The 23,087-nt window shown below is 59.0% G+C and carries 25 protein-coding genes; 18 read left to right on the forward strand and 7 right to left on the reverse strand.

Annotated elements, in window-relative coordinates; genetic code table 11:
• Positions 1-13: 13 nt before the first annotated feature.
• Positions 14-1,045, forward strand: coding sequence for an AI-2E family transporter (locus tag QOV41_RS18485; protein ID WP_284578373.1), 1,032 nt, complete (start codon positions 14-16; stop codon positions 1,043-1,045).
• A 180-nt stretch (positions 1,046-1,225) separates the two neighbouring features.
• On the opposite strand, the gene QOV41_RS18490 is transcribed toward QOV41_RS18485, so the two are convergent.
• A complete protein-coding gene (locus QOV41_RS18490; RefSeq protein WP_284578375.1) occupies positions 1,226-2,035 on the reverse strand; it encodes a DUF1206 domain-containing protein in 810 nt (269 codons plus the stop codon).
• 327 nt (positions 2,036-2,362) lie between these two features.
• Between QOV41_RS18490 and QOV41_RS18495 the strand changes: the two genes are divergently transcribed.
• From QOV41_RS18495 to QOV41_RS18505, 3 genes are read left to right on the forward strand one after another with little or no spacing between them, the layout of a single operon-like run.
• Positions 2,363-2,869 carry a hypothetical protein gene (locus QOV41_RS18495; protein ID WP_284578377.1) on the forward strand — a complete coding sequence of 169 codons (507 nt, stop codon included), beginning with the start codon at positions 2,363-2,365 and terminating at the stop codon, positions 2,867-2,869.
• Positions 2,870-2,880: 11 nt separating this feature from the next.
• The gene (locus QOV41_RS18500) at positions 2,881-3,327 is read left to right on the forward strand and encodes a peptidoglycan-binding domain-containing protein (protein ID WP_284578379.1); all 447 of its coding nucleotides are present in this window, start codon (positions 2,881-2,883) and stop codon (positions 3,325-3,327) included.
• Positions 3,303-3,929 (forward strand): L,D-transpeptidase, encoded by a 627-nt coding sequence (locus QOV41_RS18505; RefSeq protein ID WP_284578380.1) that lies wholly within the window; start codon positions 3,303-3,305, stop codon positions 3,927-3,929. The genes QOV41_RS18500 and QOV41_RS18505 overlap by 25 nt, the downstream gene beginning before the upstream one ends.
• A gap of 9 nt (positions 3,930-3,938) precedes the next feature.
• On the opposite strand, the gene QOV41_RS18510 is transcribed toward QOV41_RS18505, so the two are convergent.
• The 3 genes from QOV41_RS18510 to QOV41_RS18520 form a co-directional block, all read right to left on the reverse strand.
• A complete protein-coding gene (locus QOV41_RS18510; protein ID WP_284578383.1) occupies positions 3,939-4,799 on the reverse strand; it encodes an HAD family hydrolase in 861 nt (286 codons plus the stop codon).
• A gap of 95 nt (positions 4,800-4,894) precedes the next feature.
• Entirely contained in the window at positions 4,895-6,010 is a 1,116-nt protein-coding gene (locus QOV41_RS18515; RefSeq protein ID WP_284578385.1) for an FUSC family protein, read from the reverse strand.
• Between the two features lie 149 nt (positions 6,011-6,159).
• The gene (locus tag QOV41_RS18520) at positions 6,160-7,599 is read right to left on the reverse strand and encodes an HWE histidine kinase domain-containing protein (RefSeq protein ID WP_284578386.1); all 1,440 of its coding nucleotides are present in this window, start codon (positions 7,597-7,599) and stop codon (positions 6,160-6,162) included.
• A gap of 293 nt (positions 7,600-7,892) precedes the next feature.
• On the opposite strand from QOV41_RS18520, the gene QOV41_RS18525 reads away from it, so the two are divergent.
• The gene (locus QOV41_RS18525; protein WP_284578387.1) at positions 7,893-8,132 is read left to right on the forward strand and encodes a hypothetical protein; all 240 of its coding nucleotides are present in this window, start codon (positions 7,893-7,895) and stop codon (positions 8,130-8,132) included.
• Positions 8,133-8,464: 332 nt separating this feature from the next.
• Here QOV41_RS18525 and QOV41_RS18530 read toward each other — a convergent pair whose 3' ends face one another.
• On the reverse strand, positions 8,465-8,869 hold the full coding sequence (locus QOV41_RS18530) for a response regulator (protein WP_284578389.1): 405 nt from the start codon (positions 8,867-8,869) through the stop codon (positions 8,465-8,467).
• Positions 8,870-9,626: 757 nt separating this feature from the next.
• On the opposite strand from QOV41_RS18530, the gene QOV41_RS18535 reads away from it, so the two are divergent.
• Positions 9,627-10,829: an IS256 family transposase gene (locus QOV41_RS18535; RefSeq protein WP_284577339.1), complete on the forward strand. Its 1,203-nt coding sequence runs from the start codon at positions 9,627-9,629 to the stop codon at positions 10,827-10,829.
• Between the two features lie 874 nt (positions 10,830-11,703).
• Positions 11,704-12,972, forward strand: a complete 1,269-nt coding sequence (locus QOV41_RS18540; protein ID WP_284578391.1) for a tyrosine-type recombinase/integrase — start codon at positions 11,704-11,706, stop codon at positions 12,970-12,972.
• Between the two features lie 87 nt (positions 12,973-13,059).
• Here the strand turns inward: QOV41_RS18540 and QOV41_RS18545 are convergent, their stop codons facing one another.
• Positions 13,060-13,494, reverse strand: a complete 435-nt coding sequence (locus QOV41_RS18545; protein WP_415926729.1) for an Arc family DNA-binding protein — start codon at positions 13,492-13,494, stop codon at positions 13,060-13,062.
• A gap of 111 nt (positions 13,495-13,605) precedes the next feature.
• On the opposite strand from QOV41_RS18545, the gene QOV41_RS18550 reads away from it, so the two are divergent.
• From QOV41_RS18550 to QOV41_RS18595, 10 genes are all read left to right on the forward strand, one after another.
• Positions 13,606-13,824 carry an Arc family DNA-binding protein gene (locus QOV41_RS18550; protein ID WP_284578393.1) on the forward strand — a complete coding sequence of 73 codons (219 nt, stop codon included), beginning with the start codon at positions 13,606-13,608 and terminating at the stop codon, positions 13,822-13,824.
• Positions 13,808-14,098 (forward strand): hypothetical protein, encoded by a 291-nt coding sequence (locus tag QOV41_RS18555; RefSeq protein ID WP_284578394.1) that lies wholly within the window; start codon positions 13,808-13,810, stop codon positions 14,096-14,098. The genes QOV41_RS18550 and QOV41_RS18555 overlap by 17 nt, the downstream gene beginning before the upstream one ends.
• Positions 14,095-14,331 carry a hypothetical protein gene (locus QOV41_RS18560; RefSeq protein WP_284578396.1) on the forward strand — a complete coding sequence of 79 codons (237 nt, stop codon included), beginning with the start codon at positions 14,095-14,097 and terminating at the stop codon, positions 14,329-14,331. The genes QOV41_RS18555 and QOV41_RS18560 overlap by 4 nt, the downstream gene beginning before the upstream one ends.
• Positions 14,328-14,588: a hypothetical protein gene (locus QOV41_RS18565; protein WP_284578397.1), complete on the forward strand. Its 261-nt coding sequence runs from the start codon at positions 14,328-14,330 to the stop codon at positions 14,586-14,588. Before QOV41_RS18560 ends, QOV41_RS18565 begins: the two co-directional genes overlap by 4 nt.
• A gap of 29 nt (positions 14,589-14,617) precedes the next feature.
• Complete coding sequence (locus QOV41_RS18570) at positions 14,618-16,447, forward strand: DNA primase family protein (RefSeq protein ID WP_284578398.1); 1,830 nt, start codon at positions 14,618-14,620, stop codon at positions 16,445-16,447.
• A gap of 738 nt (positions 16,448-17,185) precedes the next feature.
• Entirely contained in the window at positions 17,186-17,650 is a 465-nt protein-coding gene (locus QOV41_RS18575; RefSeq protein ID WP_284578399.1) for a hypothetical protein, read from the forward strand.
• 216 nt (positions 17,651-17,866) lie between these two features.
• Complete coding sequence (locus tag QOV41_RS18580) at positions 17,867-18,319, forward strand: hypothetical protein (protein ID WP_284578401.1); 453 nt, start codon at positions 17,867-17,869, stop codon at positions 18,317-18,319.
• Positions 18,316-18,849, forward strand: coding sequence for a hypothetical protein (locus QOV41_RS18585; protein WP_284578403.1), 534 nt, complete (start codon positions 18,316-18,318; stop codon positions 18,847-18,849). Before QOV41_RS18580 ends, QOV41_RS18585 begins: the two co-directional genes overlap by 4 nt.
• Positions 18,850-19,224: 375 nt before the next feature.
• Positions 19,225-19,539 (forward strand): phage tail assembly protein, encoded by a 315-nt coding sequence (locus tag QOV41_RS18590; RefSeq protein ID WP_284578404.1) that lies wholly within the window; start codon positions 19,225-19,227, stop codon positions 19,537-19,539.
• Positions 19,540-19,666: 127 nt separating this feature from the next.
• A complete protein-coding gene (locus QOV41_RS18595) occupies positions 19,667-21,358 on the forward strand; it encodes a phage tail tape measure protein (RefSeq protein WP_284578406.1) in 1,692 nt (563 codons plus the stop codon).
• Here QOV41_RS18595 and QOV41_RS18600 read toward each other — a convergent pair.
• Entirely contained in the window at positions 21,331-22,266 is a 936-nt protein-coding gene (locus QOV41_RS18600; protein WP_284577271.1) for an IS110 family RNA-guided transposase, read from the reverse strand. The two genes, QOV41_RS18595 and QOV41_RS18600, sit on opposite strands and share 28 nt — an antisense overlap.
• A 128-nt stretch (positions 22,267-22,394) precedes the next feature.
• Here QOV41_RS18600 and QOV41_RS18605 point away from each other — a divergent pair, with 128 nt between their 5' ends.
• Positions 22,395-23,081, forward strand: a complete 687-nt coding sequence (locus QOV41_RS18605; RefSeq protein WP_284578407.1) for a hypothetical protein — start codon at positions 22,395-22,397, stop codon at positions 23,079-23,081.
• Positions 23,082-23,087 lie beyond the last annotated feature (6 nt).

The raw sequence follows: 23,087 nt of genomic DNA on the forward strand, positions 1-23,087 counted from the left end.
GGAGGAGCAGCAAATGCATGATCTGAGGCGGGGACCGGTTTCGTTCAGCTGGCTCGTGAGGGCTACCCTGTTGGTGGGGTTGCTATTGGGCCTGCTTTGGCTTGGATGGCAGATGACTTACATGCTGCTGCTGTTCTTCGGAGCTGTGGTCATCGCTTCAATCCTCATCAGTGCGGGTGATCTAGTTGCAAGGCTCACTCCGCTCTCTGGGAAGTGGGCGCTTATTGTTGCTGGCGTGATCATTGCGGCTCTGGCGACGGGATTCATCTATCTGCTGGGAACCAGGATTGCTGCGGAATTCTCCACCCTCAGCGAGACCTTGCCAGCTGCCCTTGACGCAGTGGCTGGCCCGCTCGGCATTGACTGGGAAGAACACCTGGCGAGTATCCGAGCGAGCCGGTGGACAAATGGTCTGATCGGCATGCTTCCAGACCTCATCAGTGCCGTCACAGGCGTGATCCTGATTATTTTCGGCGGGGTGTTCATGGCGCTCAGCCCCGCTACCTATCGCGAGGGCCTGCTCAAACTTGTTCCTGAAGAGCAGAGGGATGAAGCCCGCAGGACGGTGCTTATCGCCGGCCGTGCGCTACGGCTCTGGCTCATCGGACAGCTCATTGCGATGGCGATTGTTGGCGTGGCGGTAACCACCATGCTTTTCCTGGTGGGTGTTCCCTCTGCGTTGGCACTCGGCGTAACGGCGGGGATACTGGAGTTTGTCCCCTTTCTTGGCCCTCTTGTAGCACTTGTGCCCGCGGCACTTGTTGCTCTGTCGGATAGCACGAGCACCTTCATTTGGACCCTGGTAGGCTACACCATCATTCAGCAGGTCGAAGGCAATCTGCTGATCCCGATCGTCCAGAAACACACCGTCGAACTTCCACCTGTCCTGACGCTGTTTGCCATGGTTGGATTGGGCCTGCTGTTTGGCCCGCTCGGACTGGTGTTCAGCGTACCCCTTACTCTGGTGCTGCTGATCATGGTCAAGCGGCTCTACCTCCGCGATGCCCTGGGTGAGGACACCGACATTCCAGGACAACGGGAATAGCGATCGGGAATCTTCCTGCCTAGCCGCAACAGTCCAGGTGAAATCCGGTTCTGCACCTTCCAGGAGGAGAGCTCTATCCTCAAGCAGCCGCTACGCCATGGACCAAGCGCCGCCGCGCGAAGTATCCCACTGGGGAGGTCACGCGTGCCTTCGTTGGGGAGAACAGGCCGGCCCCAGTCCTCAGCCGGGGAGCGCCTCTCGCACTTCCTCTGCGCTGGGCGGGTCGACACGACGATAAAGCGCTTCCACCACGCTGTACCCGCCGAACGCCATGAGCCCTCCAGAGAGAACACCATATAAGATAGAACCCCAGGGCAGCCGATGAACATAGTCGAGTGCCGCGGAGGTGCCATCCAACACCACGGGAGTGAAGCCGAAGGAGGCAGAGATCAGAAGCCCTCCTATCAGCAGGAAAACTGCTCCGCGGGCGATCAGACCGAAGCTGCACATGGGTTCGAGGTAGCGTGCGTAAGCAGGTGGAATTCGGAGCAACTCGTCATAGTTGCGTGTGAGGCCTCGCCGAACTTGGTTTATTCCCACTCCCGCGAAAGTCGCTCCGATTCCCACTGCCCACCACTCCCAAAGGGGCACCTGGGAAAGCCACTGCACCAGGCGGAGTTCGTGTGCAGGTTGTTCTAGAGCCAGAGCCATCCCTGCTGCCGCTGCTGCCAACGTAGCGTTGGCAACCCCTGCGCCAATGCGTGCGGCGCGTATGAACCAGCCTTTCAGTCCCCTTCCCACCTCATCGGCATCGAAGAAGCCTTGCAAGAGACGCCAAACCACGTGACCGGCCAACCCAACGGCAATTAGTCCGAGAATGATCCGGCCGGCAGGCAGCGCAAGCAGAGTTCCCAGTGAGCCTTTCAAACTTCGTGTGTCTTCGACTATGCCCCAGATGACCGAGAATAGAGCAGTTCCGCCAAGCAGCATGTAGACGAACCCGCGGGCAGCATAGCCAAACCGTGCAAAGATCTCGATGTGCTTCTGCAAAGCCACCTCCGCAGAAGAAAGGGGTAAGGCTCCGCTCTCGTTCCCCTTCGCTGCAAGCCATTCCTTACCGATCACCTTTCGCGTGTACCGCAGGATTCGAAGTCAACAGTCCACGCCCCGACCAAATTACCGGGCTCCGAGGACGTCGCGACCAGCGACTTCAACGACGGGCACAGCCAACCCCGAAGACGCCCCGCCGGCCACCATGATCTTTGCTAGTTGTTCATCCAACAAGTTGCAAAGCTCAGCGATTGCGGGCCACAACAGACCGGCGTCACATGCTAGCAGCTATTTAGATGATCTCTGCAGACGCTGGCACTGGACCAGTTGGTCACCCGTGAGCTCATCCTGAACCAGGCCCAGGCCAGCGGTCTTGAGTCTGATCCGGAGGTGCAAAGCCTCGTTCAGACCATGATGGAGGAGATCACCGAACAGGCTCTGGTGCAGGTTTGGGTCGCAAGGCAGCTCAATCAGCAGTTAACCGATGAACAACTGCAGTCGGCGTTTGCCAGCTTCCAGGAGGCCAATCCGGATAGTGCCGTAACATTCGAGCAGGCTCGCCCGCAGATCGAACAGGCACTGCGGCAGCAGCTGGCCGCGAGCCTAGGCGAGCAACTTCGTCAGAACGCTGACGTCACCTATTTCGACGCGGCGGGTAATCCCACCGAGCAACCTGGCGGTTCCGCGAGCCAGGGTCAGTCCAGCGGTAGCAACCAGAGCGGCACTTCAACCGAGAGCCAATCGAATGCTAGCGGGCAGAGCAGTTCCTCGTCATCGACTCCGGAAGAAGGATCGAACGAGGACAGCGAAAACGCCATGCAGCCGGCTCAATAAACACGGATCCGGTGGCGGCTCTTGCCGCCACCTTTTTCCGCCGCGTCTTTACCCCGGTGGGAGCCAGCGAAACTACGGGAGTGCACCTCTTGCGAAACCTTCTGACTGCTTCAGCCATCACCGTTTTCCTGCTGCCTGGCTTTGCCGTAGCTCAGGACGCCATCCCCGCCCCCGAGGACGTCAACTCGGCGAGCTACAATGGTGGTGAGCTGCCGGAGGGCCGCTCGGCTCTGACAGTTAAACTGCAGGTGCTGTTGGATCGGGCCGGTATCTCACCGGGTATCATAGACGGTTACAAGGGAGGGATTTCCGAGAGCGCCCTGCGGGCTTTCGAGAACCGCGAGGGCTTCGAGGTGGACGGACTTCTCGACCAGGAGGTCTGGACTGCACTTGGTGGACCGGACGCCACATCCATTTCAAACAATACACCATCGTGGAGGCGGACACCGACAAGCTGAACGCGCCATTGCCAGATGACTATTCCAAACTGGCAAAGATGGAGTGGCTCGGCTACGCCAGCGTGGCCGAACGACTGGCCGAGCGCTTTCACATGGACCAGGATTTCCTCGAAAAGCTCAACCCCCAATCCGATTTCAAAGTCGGTCAGACCATCAGTGTCGTCGAACCAGGATCGCGTGAGAACGAGCAGATCACCCGCGTGGAAGTGATGAAGTCAACTCAAAGGCTCGCCGCCTACAATGAGGCTGGCGAGATGGTGACCAATTATCCAGTTACCGTGGGCTCCGATCAGCTACCCTCTCCAAGCGGCACGCACGAGGTGAAGGCCATTGCCCTTCCAGCCAGCTACACCTATCAGCCGGATAAGAACTTCCAGCAGGGCAACAACGACGAAATGTTGATACTGCCGCCCGGACCGAACAACCCGGTCGGGATAGTCTGGATTGATCTCACCAAGCCAACCTACGGCATCCACGGCACGCCACAGCCTGCCGAGCTGTTTCAGGACTTCAGCAACGGTTGCGTTCGCATGACCAACTGGGATGCTCGGGAACTTGCTCACATGGTCCGGCAGGGTACCACCGTCGAGTTCGTTGAATAGTTGGGGCAGCTAGTCTCCTTGAGCGAGCGCTCGCAATGCCACCTTATGCGCTATGCTCTCCACGGCCAGGCACAACGACTGCATGAGTTCGCCCCCTGAGCGATAATCAGCAGAAGCAAGGTTCTCGACGCGGCGGTCGGGAGACATTCTCCCGGCGCTCTGCCAGTCGTCCGATTCCTGGCCCTTATATACTGCCAGTGCAATGCCGCCGCGGCTGTTGAGAAACTGGAAAACGCTCATGTCACTGCTGCCGTCACCGACATAAACAACCTGATCCAACGATGTGTGCCACTGCTCATCGGGCAGTTCGCTGTAAACCTCGGATGGGGCATTCGGACCAGCAGCGTCCAAGCCCTTGCACAGGGCTAGTATGTAGCGGACCTTCTCAGGATGAGTGACGATCAACTTCGGAAAGCAAACGCGGTCCTCATCATCAAAGTGCAGCTGCGTTGCCCAGATTGCCTTGAATTCTGTTGCAATCGTGGTGTGAGAGATTATGTCCGCCAGGCCTGAGCTCACCACATAGAACTCCAGTTCGAGGCCAGGCCTGACTTGTTCAGCTGCTTGGCGCAATCGACCGAACAGATCAGGGACGCCGTCGAAGAGCTCAAGACCGCGACCCACTTCCTTCAGCAGTTCCCGAGTGATCGAGGCGTCGCTTTCGCCCGAAAGCTCGATCAGCGCGAACACCTTTGCCAACACTTCTTCCCAGCCTTGCTGCTGCAGCGGGTTCACGTTCTCCGCTTTCCAGTTGTCCGGGTCTTGACCACACCGCCGCAGCAGGGCGTCGAATGTGCCTACTGCCAAGGTGAGATCGAAGTCGAAAACAACTGCTATGCGGTCATGCAGATATCTGGTTGCCGTGGCCATGCTGGTTCGTCCAATCAATGTGGATGCAGAAACGCCGCCTGTCGGAGGAATTCTCCCAGGAGCATTTTGGGAAACCGGTGATCATGGGATCCAGTTCATGAGCTGGACTCCTGTGGTTCGCTGCCCTCGTCTTCGCCGAGCGTAGAAGTAAGGTGTTCCATTTCCCGGTGAAGCTGACGCCAGCCGAACGCCAGAATAGCGACGTGCTTGTCTTCACCTGGTTTGCGTTCGCGGGTGACCCGCTCCTCGAATCCAGCCCACTTCTGGGAGACACGGTCGAGTTCCTCGTGACCCTCACCCAGATCAGGAGGGCAGGCGTTCTTGGCCACGGCATCTGCAACACGTTCGAGGTAGCTGCAACTTACTTTCCGGGCTTCCGCAAGCAGGTTCTCCTGCTCCTCACTGGGCTCCCGATCGCCGCCACTCACCATTCGATCGAACATGGATACATGATGCCACAAGCGATCCGCCGCCTGCAGCGTCGAGGAAGTTTTGCTGTTGCTGTCGCTGTTGCGCAATCTCGATTGCCCCAGCCGGTCACCAGCTATCGCGAGTTCACGCTCCACGGACTTGTGAAGCTTGGTCCATTCCTGAGTTCCGCATTTGGCGTCTGCATCGAATGCAAGTTCGACCAGTTGCGCGCACTGGCGAACAGCTGTGGCCAGGTGTCTTCTCGCACTCTGATGAGCGGTGACCGGAAAGACGAACACGCCCACGATGGCACCAACTATTGAGCCCAAGGCGATGGCATAGGCTTTCTCGATCGCCTCGGTTAGCAAGCCTGCCTCGCCTGGTGAAATAATCAGGATCGCCGCAACGACCCCGCCATACCGCAGCTCCGGCTTGATCTCGCCAACAGCCCCGATGACGCCGACGACCGCAAGCAGCGCAATTAGATTCATCCACCATTCAGACCCCATCATGAAGACGGCACCAAGCCCCAGGACTATCCCCAGCGCAGCGCCCATCATTCGCCCCAAGGCCATGTTGAGTGTGCCTCCAACACTCGTCTGCAGCACGTAGAGGGCAGAGATCACCGCCCAGGTCACATCCGAGACCTGCAGCACCACTCCGACGAAATATGCGAGAGCCGTTGCCAAGCCGGCCCGGACCGCCGACCGAACCGCTTCATGTTGGTGCACAGTCGTGCTAATTTTGGATAGGGGTGAAAATGGTGAGCTTTTCGCCCCACCGTGTGAGGTGTTGCTCATTGGCTTTCAGGAATCGAGTTTACTTCTAGACCTGAACGAGCTGACTTCCGGGTGGGTTGCGGAGAAGCCGCAGCGGCTTGGCCGCTGCTGACGCTTGAACTCACGTACAGAGCCCCCTGTAAGCCCTGCGCAAGACCGCCAAGCATCTGCTATTTCCGTCTGGGTACACGCACAACAGAAGCGGGCGAGGTTAGAGTACAAACGACGCCATCGGCGGCATAATCGACGCCGACCTCTCCCTTGAAATCGGCGGCAAGAACCCTGGTGATCATTCTGGAACCAAAGCCAAGGCGCTCCGGCTGCTTCACTTGAGGGCCGCCGTGTTCTTTCCAGACGAACTTGAACTGTTGCTCACCGTCATCGCCAGCGTGAAAGCCCCAGCAGATGTGAACCTTGCCCCCGGGAACAGACATGGCACCGTACTTGGCGGCGTTGGTAGCGAGTTCATGGACAGTCAATGAAAGCGACACGGACTGCTTCGCCGATAGCTCCAGATGGACCCCGTCTAGGACAAAACGATCTGTGCCGGACATGTGAGGGGTCAAAGCTGTTTCGATGACGGTCTGGATAGCAGCGCTTTCCCAAACGGTGGTGGTCAGCATGTCATGTGCGTGCGCCAATGCTTCCAATCTGCCCGTGAACGCCTGACGGCGCTCGACAATGTCGTCCCCCTTTAGGGTCTGACTGGCGATTGCACTCACCATGGCCAGTGAATTCTTGATCCGGTGTTGAAGCTCGCCGCTCAGGACCGCTTGACGGGCTTCTGACTCCTTACGCTGGGTGATATCGCGCACTGTCCCAATCAGCCGCTTGCCGACCGATGAAGGCAAAGCCTGGGCGCGAGCGTGCACCCACCTTTCAAGGCTGTCATCTGAGCAGATCCGGTATTCGACGTCGAGAATACCGTCTCCTTCGGTCCCAAGTGCCTGAGCCGCCGCCAAGCCCACCCGCGACCGGTCCTCATGAGCAACTCGGGTGAGGAAGGTCTCAAACCCCGAAGACTCTCCCGGGGTGAATCCTAGAAGCGAGATGGCACGATCATCACCCTTGAGGTTCGCGAACTTGCCATTGACGACGTCGCATTGCCAAACGCCCGTGTCGGCAGCTGCCAAGGCCAGCTTCAGCCTGACTTCGCTCTCCCGCAGGGCAAGCTCCGCCTCTTTCTGTTCCGTGATGTCGGTGGAGATCGAAAGCAGATGAGTGGGCTTGCCGTCAGGACCTAGGATCGGCATCACGCGCACATCCCAGTACTTCGGATTGCCCCTCGCGGTGTTGGCAGGTCCAAGGAAGCGAGCGGACTTGCCGTTGCGAACATCCTCTACCGCCTGCTGAGCGGCGAGATTACCCTCGTTGGTCCAGAAGTCCGGCCAGGGGCAACCTTTCAGTGCCGCGAAATCGTCGACCTCCATAACCCGCCTGCCACCTTCACTCATGAATTGGAGACGGCCGTCGAGGTCCAGGATCTTTATGCAATCACCGCTTCCGGCAAACACCGCCGCCAGCAATGCGTCGTTTCCGACCAACGCAGGATCGGCACTACTCAAGTGGATATTCATGGCATCGGCACTGGTGCCGGATGGCTCGGTCATCGCAACACTCTTGGGAATATGAACCGTCCTTAACACATGCGGAGCAAAAAGTCCCAGATGGTGGCAAACCTAAGGTGCATCAGAGGCTTCGATCAGAGGCGGACGATGTAGGCGAAATGGGACGCTGAAGTAGCTGTAGAGCCACGGATCCGTCGCTCAGATTGTCCATAGAACCGCAAGCAGGACCAGAGCACCCAGGCAGGAGAGCCGCCTATGCGATCATCTTCTTGCGTGTGTTCAGCAACTACTCTCCTCGGCCGGCGTTCCGAACTCACAAGGGCACAGGGGTGGTGATGGATCGTCAAGCAGCAGTTCACTTCATCAAGGAATACAGAGCGCAGGTAAAACGATGGAACCTCGTGCTTGCCGGGATCGAGACCGGCAGCCTTTCCGAGGTCGAGAGATGGCTCGACAGCCAGAGACCTGCCCTCGACGAGATTGCACTCGAACACTCGACCTTGGCGCAAACGGCAATGACGCTCTCGAGCTTCCGTGGACGCACGTACCATTCCGGGCGTCTGGTAAAAGCCTAGCACAAGATCTCAGCACGGCGCCTTGCAGCAGCTCCTGGCTTCCTGAAGTAGCCTTGATTGCAGGTGGCGCGAACTCTGATGGACGAAGGTAATCGCAGCACGCAACGGAAACGGCTTGGAACATATAGCACTTCCTGGTACGCCGTGGCCTGCCGGTCAGCAGCGCTGCCTCCAGAGAACGGCGATGCCGGGGGAGAGCTTTCTGGCGCGGCGACCCACCTCACATTCAGAGTGACCTCCTGCCTGATTTCGGTGATCAAGGCTTTGAAGCGCTCGCGAGGCTCAAGTCGAGCGTTGCCTCGTCCTCAACAACCAGAACAGTCGGGGCGACCTCATTTATGGCGACCCTCTTCGGGGTACATTCGGGTGGAGCTCAGTCGTGCCTTGCCCGCAATCTGCTGCAGCTTCATCAAGTCCATCGGTTTCCCGACGAACGGGAAATCGCGATAGCGTTCGGGCACGTGATCCGGGGTGGTGCTGGTAGCGAAGATGAATGGTGTCCCATGCTCAATCATCAGGTCAGCGATCGGGTATGAAGTTTCGCTGTGCAGATTGATGTCGAGAATAGCGAAGTCTGGCCAAGGGCCGCTTTCCAGCAGCTGGATGGCGACATCCACGGTCGGCGCAGGACCGATCGCCATGGCGCCCGCTTCCTTGACGGTATCGAAAATATCCATGGCAAGAAGGCAATCGTCTTCGACGATCAGGATCCGTCGGTAGTCAAAATCGGCGGTCATGCCTGCGGCTCCTATGAGAGTGTCTCAATCCCACACGGCGATCGCAGTTCAAAAACGTGAACGAGAGTTGCTTTGAGCTTGGCTTGACTTTAGCTAGCTGTTGTGGCCTGGACCCAAAGGATAGATGCGGAAAGCAGGTCTATCGTGTCAGTACAATCCGCTTTCGTCTAAGCCTCGTGAGATCTCGCCTGTCCAGCGCTCTCTCCCGCTAAGCTCAGACGGCTTCTGTGGATCGTCGCGGCTGACCGCAAGCATGCGTCACGCATCAACATATCGATGGTGACTTTCACTACCTACCGCAATGATCTCCACGCGCAGGGAGATCACAATTGTTCGGCACGCATCGCCTTGATGAGCTCGCACGAGACGATTTCGAGCCGGAAAGCCTGTCTCAATACAACTGGAGCCACAAATCCATTGCGCATGGCTACGTGCTTCCACATCACTTCCTTAGCATCTCAACGTGCGGCTGTTCAGAGATAGAAATCCGCATGCTGTTGCCTAGTCATGGTGGACGCACAATCAGCCGGCGGTTCCAACTCTCGTTTGATGGTGCTGACCTCAAACTAGAGCCGACCTTCATGGACATCAGCGGCCACCTTCGGTCGTGTCCCGGGACGTGGTGTAACTGAGCTGGTCAAGCCGCTCGCGAGCGCGCCATTACGAGCGCCGTAGCGAGCGAGCGGCTGGGTGGTCATCGACGGATTTCCGGTAAGGTCTGGTTGCTTACCCCAACCCTGCACCTGAAGGACCACCGATGACCGACTCGATGATGAACCTGCGCACGCTGGTAGAGAAGACCCCCGACGCCGATATTCTGCGCGAGATGATTGGCTTTGCTGCTGAACGGTTGATGGAGCTGGAGGTTAGCGCTGCCACCGGCGCCGCTTATGGCGAGAAGAGCACTGAGCGGCGGGTCCAGCGCAATGGCTACCGCGAACGGGACTGGGAGACACGAGCCGGCACAGTCGAGCTGCGCATCCCCAAGCTGCGCAAGGGCAGCTACTTCCCTGGCTTTCTTGAGCCGCGCCGGATGGCGGAGAAGGCGCTGACGGCAGTGATCCAAGAAGCCTACATCCAAGGCATTTCCACCCGCTCGGTAGATGACCTGGTCAAGGCCATGGGCATGAGCGGCATCTCCAAAAGCCAGGTGAGCCGGCTATGCGAGGAGATCGACGGTAAGGTTAAAGCGTTCCTGGACCGACCGATCGAGGGCGATTGGCCCTATCTGTGGATCGACGCCACCTACCTCAAGGTGCGCCGGGGTGGCCGCATTGTCTCGGTGGCTGCCATCATGGCTATCGGCGTCAACGCCGATGGTAGACGCGAGGTGCTGGGCATGGAGATCGGCACCTCGGAAGCCGAGGCGATCTGGACCGAGTTCCTGCGCAAGCTGACCCGCCGCGGCCTACGAGGCGTGAAGCTGGTCATCTCCGATGCTCATGAAGGCATCAAGGCGGCTGTCACCAAGGTCCTTTGTGCAACCTGGCAACGCTGCCGGGTTCACTTCATGCGCAACGTCCTTGCTCATGCTGGCAAGAGCGGTCGCCGGGTGGCCAGCGCCTTTATCGCTACAGCCTTCGCCCAGGAGACCCCTGAGGCCGCAAGTATCCAATGGCGCGCCGTTGCCGACCAGATCCGCACTCGCGTGCCCAAGCTCGCCACCATCATGGATGAGGCCGAGCACGACGTCCTCGCCTATATGAGCTTCCCCAAGGAGCATCGGGCCAAGCTTCACTCGAACAACCCGATAGAACGGGTCAATGGCGAGGTGAAGCGCCGGACCGAGGTGGTGGGCATCTTCCCCAACGAGGATGCCATCGTCCGGCTCGTGGGCGCCATCCTGCTCGAGCAAAACGATGAGTGGGCTGTGCAGCGCGCCAGATACATGTCGCTGGAATCCGTTGCCCATTTGAGCGATGATCCCCTCGTCAGCCTGCCGGCAGTCCCCGCACGCTGACCAACCCGGCCAAGCCGGATATGCGTGGAGGCCCTGCCTCAGTTACACCACGCCGAAGGACACGATCCCACCTTCCGATCGACATTAACTTGGTGGAAGACGTAGACCGAGAGTACATCAACACACTGGACCGACGCTATCGAACCCGCGAGCAGCTGGAAAATCGCTGGCAGCAGGTCTGGAATCACTATGTTCTGAGCGCATTTGAGCACTGGCGCCGCACCTGGGAGGAGCACCGCCTGACCGGGTTTGCGCTTGCCGCTGCCAAGTCTCGGCTGCTAGCCAGTGGCAAACCAGCAGCACGGATAGCGAGGTGTGATCCACTGGGACCCAGGCCGTGCAAAGCGGAAATCATGCGTCAGATCAGGTCGGAGTATTCACGCGATGTACAGGCCGTGGAGAGGCTCCAGGAAAAAATCACTCGCGGCCCACAAATGGTACACCTGGCCAAGACTCAGGCACTGCGAGCTTTCGGCGAATGTGCACAGCGCTATTCGAGCGAACCTACGCCTTTTGCCAAACCAGACGCCGATCACGTTGTGGAAGAGGGTAGCGATCTCAGAATCTAAGTTCTGCCGCACTACGCGATCGACCCAAGAAGTTTTGGAATCGACCCACACATGATTTGGCCCGACAGTTTTTCACGTAAATGGCGCACCCGACAAGATTCGAACTTGTGGCCTCTGCCTTCGGAGAGATTGCGTCAAGGGTTTTCCCGCGCTTTCTCCGAATGGCTAAAAGTCGCCTAAGCCCCGTATATCCTGGCTTTCCGAGTGTTCCGCACCTTTCGGCGGTTTTCTAACGTCTTCCCAAATTTCCCAATCCGTGGTGAGTTATTGGTGAGTTGCGCCAAGCCGCAGGATTGGAGGGGACTTTGCCAAAGCTCACGAAAAGCATAGTCGATAGAGCTGAACTGAAGGACCGGCAGTACACCATCTGGTGCTCTGACCTGAAGGGTTTTGGCGTTTACATCTATCCCACCGGAAAGCGGACCTACTTCGTTGATTACCGGGCTGAGGCCGGGCGTCGGCGGATGACAATTGGAAGCCATGGCGCCATCACCACTGACCAGGCGCGGAAGCTTGCCATCGAGACCATGGGTGGCGTCGTTCTGCAGAGAGACGATCCGCTGCTCGAGCGAAAAACCCGGCGGAAGTCCCTCACGGTCGCGCAACTCTGTGACCAGTACATCACTACAGCCCAGCAGGGCCTGATCCTGGGCAAAGGTGGCCGGCCGAAGAAGGCGTCCACCCTGGCAACAGATCTCGGCCGGATCGAGCGCCACATCAAACCGCTGCTCGGCCGGAAGCTGGTCATCGATTTACGCCAGGCCGATGTGACACGCTTTGTCCGCGACGTAACGGCCGGCAAAACAGCAGCCGTTGAGAAGACTGGGCGACTGCGCGGCAAAGCAGTGGTAGAGGGCGGCGCCGGAACGGCCAGTCGCACCACTGGGCTGCTCGGCGGCATTCTGAGCTATGCCGTTGGCGAGGGCATCATTGAGAGCAATCCGGCGCGAGGCGTGAAGCGCCCGGCCGACAACAAGAAAGAACGGCGTCTGTCGGCGGCGGAGTATCGCGAGCTAGGGAAGGCGCTTGAGGCGGCGGAAGGTGAGTTGTGGCAAGTGCGAGCTGGCATTTGGCTGCTTGCGCTTACGGGATGCCGGATTAGCGAAATCGCGCGGTTACGCTGGAGCGAGGTGGACCTTGGCAACCAGGTGCTGCGGCTGGGCGACACCAAAACCGGCGCGTCGATTCGGCCGCTCGGGAACGCCGCTGTGAGCTACTTCGAACGCCTGCCCAAGGCTGAAGGTAGCTCTTGGGTGCTACCAGGCGCTAGAAGCGCCGATGGCCATTTCGGCGGCCTGCCTGGCGCCATCGAGCGAATGGCCGCTAAAGCTAAAGTTGAGGGGCTGACGGCACATGTGCTGCGCCACTCCTTTGCATCGATCGCGGGTGACCTGGATTACTCAGAGGCGACAATTGGCACGATCATCGGCCACGCTGGTCACACCATCACGAGCCGATATGTGCATCGGCTGGATACGGTGCTGATTGCCGCTGCGAACCGCATCTCGGCAGAGGTTGAGCGGCAAATGACCGGCAGAAGTGCGAATGTTGTGCAACTGCCGAGGAGCGCCTAGCGCTTCGCTTTCGCTCACCATGGGAAATGGTTGGGGGCGGGTACCATTACGTTCCACTATGGCGAATACTGCCAGTGGAGTAGGATTTCAGAACGGCTTGTCGTCGGTGCCTTCGGCCGGAAACATTGGCTGTGATAGGGGATCAGGTTCGCCAACAAGTTTGCGAATGAGCCGGCTCAACTCATCCAAGCGATTCTCGACAGCAGAAATTCGATGATCAGGGTCTAAGCCGCGTGCATTGTCGGAAGCGGGGTTAAAGAAGTCACTGTCCCAATGTTGAGTGAATTCTAGTCGCGCTAAAATTTCTTGCTGTATGGACTGACGATTCGCGTCCGCGCTTTCTTCAAGCGCGTTCCTGAGAGCAGTTGATATAACTGGCCAATCAAAAGACAGCTCTAGACGATGAAGGATCTCAGCATTCATCGACCGGTTGTTCTTCGCCGCCTCCGCCTCGATGTTTTCTTTCAGTTCAGGGGTGAGCCTGAGCTTGAACTGCGGATCGGTTTGCTTAGGCGCAGCCATCTCACGCTCCACGCGACAGTGACGCACATATGAACCATTTAGGTACTTGACGCTAGTGGACCTAAAAGGTACCACATGGACCTGTTAGGTTTATGGTTAAGGAGATCAGGAATGGCCCGCATCGATCCACAGATGCGACTGCGTCTTCCGCACGATGTGAAAGCCTTCATCGTCGCGGAATCAAAGGAAAATGGCAGTTCGCAGAATTCTGAGATCATCCGCTGCATTCGGGTGCGGATGAAAACAAAAGGCGCGGCCGAGGCTGCAACCTCGCCGCGCCATGATCACAGCCAAACCGTGGAAGGAAAAGGCAATGACTACGCGGATTAGTAGCGTCGCCGCTCAATCGAAGCAAGTGTCGGAAGAACCCGATAGCTGGTTGGACCTCGAGCCGCTGCTTAGTGACCTGGTGGGCATGAGTGTACTTACTGCCACCATGTTCGATCATCTTCCTTTCAAGCGGGAAGGCGCCGTGCAGACGACAATGCACCCTTCAGAGTTCAACGCACTCGCCTTCGCGATAAACGATCTGGAAAGCCGCGCTCTCGCTATCCAGAAGGCATTTTATCAGGTGCACAATGCGGAGAGGGGGACCGCAAAATGACGGCAAATCTCCGCCCCCGGATGCGCCGCAAAGAGGCGGCAGGCTACCTCTTCGAAACTCACGGCGTTCCCGTTGCTGTCGCTACCCTCGCCAAAATGGCCACTGTAGGCGGTGGCCCCTCCATCACCTACTTCGGCCGTATCCCTTTGTATGCCACCGAGGACCTCGACGCTTGGGCAGCTGAGAAGCTTTCTCGGCCGGTTCGATCCACGGCAGAGAGGAACGCCAGTTGACCAGACCCAAGAAGTTCGTCGGCTGGTGGGACCGGCACGAGGCGGCTTTGGCTGCCAATGGCAAGAGCCGCGCCGTTGTGACCCATGTCTATGACGGCGCTCAGTTGATCGGGACAGTGGACCGCGTGGGCCTGCGGTTTGAGAGCTTCTCGGGGACTGGTCGCTACCTGGGCCGGTTTGTCGACCGTGATCTGGCCGTTGATGCCGTCCACTCGGTACATCAAACCAGGCGGATAGTCGCAGGCTTGGCTAACTGATGCCTGAACCGAACCCCGTGAAAAAGGCTATGGCGCGCACCACCGAAGTGAGACTTCAAGATCATGATGGTGGCACCGAGGCCGTTCGGAAGGCCATGAAGAAGAAGCGACGGGTCGAGGTAGACCTCGACGGCGAGAAAGCTGCGGTGAGTTCAACCAGTGAGCAAACCGGTGCCGAAGAGGCACCGGTTTCTCTCGGCCCTGAACACTTGACGCCAGCCGAATGGGAAATCCTCAAGAGCTGCGTCGAGCTCGATGAAAACGACGCCGGCAATGGAGCGCGCCTGCTACGCTGGTTTGGCAGCGATCTGCTGTTTGTGCGCGAGGCTGATTGGCATTCCTGGACTGGCAGCTACTGGGACGGCGAAGGCGGTCGGCATGCGATCGAGCGGCGCGCCCAGGACGTTGTGCAGATGATCAAGCGGGAAGCTGCCCTCATCCAAGCCGATCCAGATCAAATGAAGATACTCGAGGATGCGATGCGCCTGCGCGAGGATCTTCCGCAAGCACGGCAGAGAGACGAAGAGGCGAAGGCGAAGATCAAGGCAGCGGATGCGATCGCTAAAAATCTCGCCTCCAAGCGTCAAGGCCGTTTCCAGTTTGCCATTCGGTCGGGCGACAGGCCGAGGACCAATGCCATGATCAGCCAGGCGGAGCCGCACAAGTCTGCCCTGCCTCGCCAGCTGGACGCAGACGACTACGCGCTCAATACGCCGAGTGGAACACTGCGCTTCTTCCGAGAGATCGACCAGGACTGCCCCGATCCGTCAGTCACGCGCTACATCGTTAAAACCCGACTCGATGAGCATCAACGAGATGACCTCATCACCAAGGTGACCGCCGCGAGCTATCGGCCGGGAGCTGAGGCTGCCCAGTGGCGGGCCGATCTTCAGCGCTTCATGCCCGATGCCGCTAATCGCGAGTTCCTGCAGGTGTTCATGGGCTACAGCGCACTGGGGGTCACCGGTGAGCAGGTTTATGCGTTCATGTACGGCGACGGCGGCAACTGGAAATCAGCATTCCTGCAGAGTTGCGGCCGCGCGCTCGGCACCTACACAAAGCCGATGAACTACGCTTCTGTCTCAGGTCAGAACAGCCCCTCAGGCGATCGCGCGAGCCCGGACTGGGCGCGCCTGCCAGGCGTCCGCGTTTTGACGATCGAGGAAGTCCCCAGGCGCGAACCAATCAAGGAAGAGCTTCTAAAGCTGATCACGTCGGGTTCGGACATGCCGGTTCGGCACCTTAACAAGGGCTTGTTCGACATGGCTCCGAAGTTCACGGCAATCATGACCTCCAATGCCGAGCCGAACATCGCCGGAGCCGACTACGGTATCTGGCGAAGAACGCTAATCGTGCCCTGGGAAGTCAAAATAGCTGATGAAGAGCGCCTGCCATTTGACCAGGTGATGGCGCTGTATGACGCTGAGCGTGACGGGATTCTGAATTGGATTGTCGAAGGGGCCTGCAAGTACCTTGCGAACGGACTTGCGCCTTTCATCACTCCTGCCATGCGGGCTTTCGCAGAGAGTGTCAGGCGCGATCGGGACGCAGTGGGGGCCTTCGTCGAAGACTGTGTGCTCCATGCACCCGGTAGCCGGGTGACGAGCCGAGAATTCTACAAGGGCTTCGTCCGGTGGTGCGCCGCTAATGGTGTTGATCCCGTCCCCTCTGAAACCAGCTTTGGCAACAAGGTGAAGCGCGCTCCGATCAATGGTGAGCCCATGGAGAAGCGCAAGAGAAATATAATGGGGATCAAGCACTTCGTGGACATTTCGCTCCATAGCCTGCCCGACACTGAGGGGGTCGGCGGCACCAACTATCATCCCCGCACCCCCTCCGAAGGGGGGTCGTCGAGCTAGGCGCGTGGGAGGGCCGGTTGGTCCGAAAGTTGCGGGTCTGTTGCGGGTCTGTTGCGGGTTGCCAGAGCTTCTGGGTGTTGCGGGTTAGTAGCGGGTCCGTTGCGGGTCTGTTGCGGGTTGAAACGGAGAAACGGCAATGAAATCAACGGGGCGTTGCGGGTGTTGCGGGTTTCTCGCGGGCGCATACGTATGGGGAACGGGGCTAAGCAGAGTGCGACAGTTCTATTCTTCTCTCTCATACACACTAGGTGAGAGAAAACCCGCAACACCCGCAACAACTCCAAGGTTTGCGGGGCTTAGACCCGCTACTAACCCGCAACCTAACCCGCAATGGACCCGCAACAGAGCGCGGCACCCCCAGTTTAGGGACCGTACCCCGCCTCTCTCTCCATGCGGGGCGGCGCGACTGCGAATTCCTGCCAGTCTCACTCGCCAAAACGAACGGTTAACAGGGTTAATACCGGCCCATGCGGTTAACAGCGCTGAGGGAAGCACCATAATGGCCTCACGAGAGTTCAACCGGCAGCAGTGGCTCTCCGGTATCTGCAAGGTCTGCCAGCGGGGATTTACGTTCCGACGCTTGGAAGTGGGCAGGTATCCTCGCTACTGCTCGGATGATTGCCGACGGGCATTGCACGCCGCAAAACAGCGAGCCCGGTGGAAAGCTAGTCGTTCCAAGCTGACTGACGATCCCAATCAGTTATCGTTGTTACCGCCAGAGAGCGGAGGTCGATGAATATGACCAAGTGGCGTCAGCGTAGGCGGCGGACCAAGCTCGACGAACTGGCAGACGTGGCGAAGCCTCTGCTCCTCAGCGACGATCCTGTTCTTCGAGATCATGGCTTGAAGCTCTCCAAAGTGGTGTTTTCCGGAGGTGAAATTTCTCTCGACGAAGCCTTTGGATTTAGGTCGCAGGGTGGCATTAGTGCCCGCCGCGATGAGCAGCTTGCCGAGAGAGACGTGATGTTGCGGCGGTTGGTTCGCCTGGTTCCTGGCTGGGACCAACTGACCGCCAGTGCTCTCGCCGCCCGGATGGAAGAGAGCTTCTGCCGCTACGAAAGCTCCCGTTGGTCGCGCGAGCGGAGCAAAGATCTGGGTCCATCAGATGAACCGGCGCTTACCTGGTGGCGCATCCTCAAGGACGAGGCTCGGTTGCCACAATCGAGGAGACTCCGCGACATTCTAAAGTTGGCAATTCAATAGCCCGTTTGAATTGCCAACCTGCTCCCTCAGAGTGGTGGGCAACAAGACGTGACGGGTTGATTTGGCTGTCGTCTTTCCACTGGCAAACTCCTGCCAGCGGGAATGTGCATAGGGGCAGTCAGACGCTGCTCAACCCGCCACTCTTGCTGAGGGCGTCCCACATTTACTCTGGACGGTTGGTGTGGGACGCCGCCCTTCAATCTTTTGGAGAACAGAGTGGCCCTTCCCCTCCGCAAAATCGATAAGACGCGTCTTGAGGCGCTGGAGCACCTTTCCTCCCTCGCCCGAACTATGAGCGCAGAAGCCAAGGGTAGATATGACCAGCACTATCGGAACATGAACCGTTTCGAACGGCACATCTTTGATCATGGTGCGCGACTATCCCCTGAAGACCTCGAAACAAACAAGAAGCAGAGGGACGAAGCCGAGCTCAAATGGAAAGATGCTGATGCAGAGTATCAGGAGAAGGTAGGTCAAGCCAAAAGCATCCGACAGCTCATCACCAGTTGCCGAGACTACGCGACCAAGACTGAGGGCGACGAGGGTCTTGCTGCGTTTGAAGCTCGCGGCAAACGCCTAGCCAAAGGGCCACCTCAGCGGCTCGATAACCGCGAGTTCAACATCGAAATCGATGGTGGTGACACCGAATATGGGAAGCTGCCCAAATGAACCTCAAATCCGCGCTCGATACTCTTCAGAAGGTTAAGAAGGCGAAAGTAGGTCGCCTGCAGGACATTGAGAGCCTGCGTCGAGAAATCCTTGCGGCCAAGGAAGAGCGGCTCCAAATTTCCCACATGCCCGTTGCCCGCGAAGCTGCACTTGAGAGGCTGGAGAACTGGCGGGCATCAAAGGAAACCGCAGCCCTTGGCCGCAACCTCCTTGGTTATTTCACCGGACCTTCTCAGGCCACCTATGACGTTCCGAGGGTCGAGTTGACCTCGGAGCTGCTGGAGGCGGCGGTAGCGAGCGCTGCTGTCGAGATCATTACCCGCAACCTCGACGAGTTCTACGCCGACCGCGAGAGCATCTCGGACGAAGTCCGCCAGGATCGGCTGGATGAACTAGAACTGCAGATCTCGCAGCTTGAAGACATCGAAGAGCGAATGATCCGCCTGGCTGAGGACGCGGGCACCATGATCATGCGTCGGCCGGACGCTGATCCACGTTCCGTGCTCGCGTTCGATGCAGATTTGCCCTGATCACCACAGTTGAGAAAGCCCCATCATGACGAAGCCTAGGACACCCACGGCACCCACGTCCGCATCGGACACTCGCACCCTCCATCAACGTATCACCAAGCACGCCGAGGCAGCCCAGCAGCAAGACGAAGCAGCTCTCAGCCAGTCCCCGGGTGCTACGCGCTCTGGCCTTAGCCGTCGGATCGACAAACACGCCGACTGACCCTCCCCACTATAGGGACCGTACTCCGTCTCTCGCTCCATGCGGGGCGGGGCGACTGCCGAATCTCTCCAGTCTGACACCGCTGTCCGAGCCTAAAGAGCGCTCTAAAGACGTAGCCTAAACACCTCTAAACTGAAGGCGTAGAACGCTTTTCCAACCAAGACGAGAAACCGATGCGCGAGCCTGTTACGGTCACCTTGACCAACCCCATCGATCACATGGGCCAGACCTATACCGAGCTGACCTTTACCCGCGAGATGCGGATGAAGGATCTTTTCGTGATGGACGAGCACAAGGGCGGTTCCATGCGAACCGCAGCGCTCTATGCATCAATGGCCAACGTTCCGTTCGAGGTGATTTCTGAGCTCACCAACGAAGACATGGGAGCAGCAGCGCAGGCGGTCGCTGCGTTCTCGGGAAAGCCTTCAGGAACCGAGGCAGCCGACGAGAGCAAGACGGAGAACCTGGTCGATGGGATGACGCCGTAGGGGCGGCAGCCCCCATCCTCCACATGCCGCCGATCATGTGGAACGAGATGCCCGTCGATGAAGGCAAGCGCTGGCTCGACGTAGCGCGCCGCATGGTGAAGGCCAAGAACCGAAAGAGATAGCCACGATGGCACGTCGCCGCAGCCAGGTTGAATCCGAGTTAATCGTATCGCTTCAGGATCGCGTGAGCGGCCCAGCTCGAGGCGTCGAAAACAGCCTTCGGCGGATGGAAGATAACGTCCGTCGCCAGCAGCGCCAGATGGATATGGCCCGCGGCCAAATGTTCGACGCCGCGGCCGTTGGCTATATTGCCTACCGGGCGATCTCCGAGCCGATCGGCGCCGCCGTGGAGTTTCAGGCACAGCTCGAAGGCATCCGACAGAAAGCGGAACTGACCCGCGAGGAGTTGGCCGCTCTCGGTGAAGAAGCCAGGGACATCGGCCTTTCGACCTCCCAAGGGGCAAAGAGCATCACTGGAGCGCTGGACACACTGCTGGGCAGCGGTGCGGTAACTGAGGACCAGGCTAAGATCATTGCTACGCCGCTCGGCAAAGCAGCCAGCGCATATGACGCGAGCACGGACGATCTTGCGGCGGCGGCGGCTTCGCTGGTGGACAATCTAAATATTCCCGCCGAGGAAATTGAGCGTGCCTACGACATCATGGCCCAAGGGGGCAAAGAAGGGAAATTCGAGCTCCGGGACATGGCCGCTGAGTTCCCCGGCATCACGGCGGCGGCCAAGGCGCTAGGTATCGAAGGGTCGGCAGGCCTAGCCGACCTGGTGGCGCTGCTGGAGGTGGCGGCCACTGGCGCTGCCAATGGCGCCGAAGCGGCCAACAACATGACCAACTTCATGCGGAAGGTCATGGCGCCAGACGCCATCAAGAAGTTTGGCGAGCATGGCGTCGATATCGTGGAAGAGATGAACCGTGCCGTAGAGGCCGGCGTCTCTCCGATGGAGCACGCCCTCAACATCATCGGCCAGATCACCGAAGGCGGAAAACAAGATCTTCTCGGCGGCCTATTCGCAGACGCGCAGGTGCAGGCATTCCTACTGCCGCTGCTGCAAAACATGGAAGAATATAAGCGCATCAGGCAGGAAGCCATCGATGCCGAGGGCGTGGTCGAGCGGGATTACCAAGAGTGGCTGACGACGCCAGGCGGCGCCATCGCGCGTTTCGAGGCGAGCATCGAGAACTTCAACTTGGCGGTCGGCAACTCTCTTCTGCCGAAGCTGACGGAGTTCATAGAATCGGTCACGCCGATGATCGACAGCGTGTCCGATTTCGTGGAAGCCAACGACAAACTCGTCGCGGCGGTTCTGGAGATGGCTGCGGCGCTGATAGCGCTCAGGCTGGCAACAGCGGCCCTGAGCTTCGGCGCCGGCTTCATGGGGCTGACCGGAGGTAAGGGGTTGCCCGGTACCGCTGCTGGAGCCGGTGTGGGCGCCGGGGTGGGCGCCGGGGTGGGCGCCGGGGTGGGCGCCGGCGCTGCCGCCGCAACGGGCGCAGGCGGATGGTTCGCGGGAGCCACTGCAGCCGGCAAGAACTTCCTCGGCACTGCATTCGGCAAAGCGGTAGGCGCCTATGGCGTTTTCGAGCTCGCTCAACTGGCAAATTCGCAGGGTGTGGGCGAAGGCTTCGATGCCAACAGAAGCTGGGACCACAATGTGGTTCACGCCCTCGATCCAGCGCTCGCGAAGATCATCTATGAGGGTTTCAACCCGCTGCCGGTGATGAGCGAGCGGCTGGGAGTGACGGGCCGCGAGGGCGGGATTGCCGGCAACTGTATTCAGGTAGCCAGGATTTCCCGGAAGTAGGCGCCGTCCGCAACCATACTGTTCAAGACGCTGAGCAGCTTTCTGGCGGTCGCCGTCAGTGCGGCTTTCACTGGTTTCCCTGCGTCCTGTAACTTTCGCCGGAAGGCTTTGAACGTTGTCGAATGCCTTGAGGCATGCAAGGCAGCAAGATACAGGACTGTTCTGACGGTTGCCCTTCCGCCGCCGATGACCCGCTTACCCTGCCGCTGTCCACTGTCACGGGCGATCGGAGCGAGACCGGCTAATGCCGCGATCTTTCGGCGATCCGTCGTGCCGATTTCCGGCAGCTCGGCCATCAAGGTTGCGGAAACGATCATACCTACGCCAGGCACTGATTGAAGCATGCGGTCCGTTTCCGCTATTTCGGGCGACGATTGGATGATCTCGGCGATCCTGGCCTCGACCTTTGCAATTCGCCGTTCCAGAACCAGGATCAGGCTTTTCATATCGGATCTGGAATCGCTGTCTGTCGTTTGCTGGAGACGGGTCGCCTCCTGCTTTCGCATTTCAACTAATTGACGGCGCCGGATGATCTGCGCGAGCAGCACTTGCCTGGTAGCCGAGATCGGGGGCGTCTGTGCCGGCTGCAGCTTCTGTCCAAAGGTCGCGAGCATCCTGGCATCAACGCGGTCGGTCTTGCCGATCACTCCCATGGCTCTGGCGAAGTCACGCGCTTGGCGAGGATTGACTCGACTGAAGCTGGATTTACCCGCCTCAAGCCCGTCGCGCAGCGCTCGATCGTAACCGCCGCTAGCCTCAAAGATGACCCATGCTCCCTCGCGCGCAACAGCACTGGCAAAGCTCCGGATTCCGGCTGGAGTGTTCTCGATACGCCGGGCACCATGAGCTGGATGATAGATGTCGAGCCAAGCCTTGGCGACATCAACGCCGATGTAAATCTGGTCCATTATGTCTCCTGTTCCTGTACTGCGGGGTCTGCGCAACAGCCCCAATCAACTGTTCAGGATGAACGCGAAAATCGGGTGGCTCCCTTGCCGGCAAACGGGCTTGATCAATGGCCCCGGAGGCTCGCGGGATGCCACCCGCACCATCCATAATAACCGATCTCGCAAAGACAGGCGGCTATACTGGCGCCACACAGGGCCAAATCGACGCGCTCAGGAGCGAAATTGAGAAACTCGACGCCGACATAGCTGAATGGCCGGAACAAGCCATGGAGGACCGTAGGGCCCGCCTGGCGGAAAAGCTGGCAGCCATGGAAGCGGAGCTTTCCGCACATGCCGAGGCCATGGCCGCAAAGATGGCCGATGTCATGGCCAGAATGCGTGCCGCCGCTTCGGCCGGCATCACTATTCCCGTTCGAACATCAGGGCCAGCGATACCGAGCAGCCCAGATCGCACGCTGCCTGGCTTCTCAACGGGCGGATGGGTTGGCGGCCCCGGTACCGGCACCTCGGACAGCATCCCGGCAATGCTCAGCAACGGCGAGTTCGTCGTAAATGCCTCAGCGGCTGGCAGGTACGGGGCGCTGCTGGAAGCGGTCAATTCCGGCTATCCCGCAGACGCATTCCTAAGCCTCGGCGCTGGCAACAGCGCGGAGGATGGCGACGGATCGGCTCAGGTGATCCACCTGGGCGGCGTGAGTTTCCAGTTCGCAATTGATGGCAGCCAGAACCCTCAAGCCCTGTTCGAAGAGTTCAAACAAATCGCTGAACGCGAGGTGCGGGACATGTTCCGCGCCAGCCAGTTCGATCGCAACTAAGGAGAT

Origin of the sequence: Devosia sp. RR2S18 (assembly GCF_030177755.1) — a bacterium.
GTDB classification, from domain to species: domain Bacteria; phylum Pseudomonadota; class Alphaproteobacteria; order Rhizobiales; family Devosiaceae; genus Devosia; species Devosia rhizosphaerae.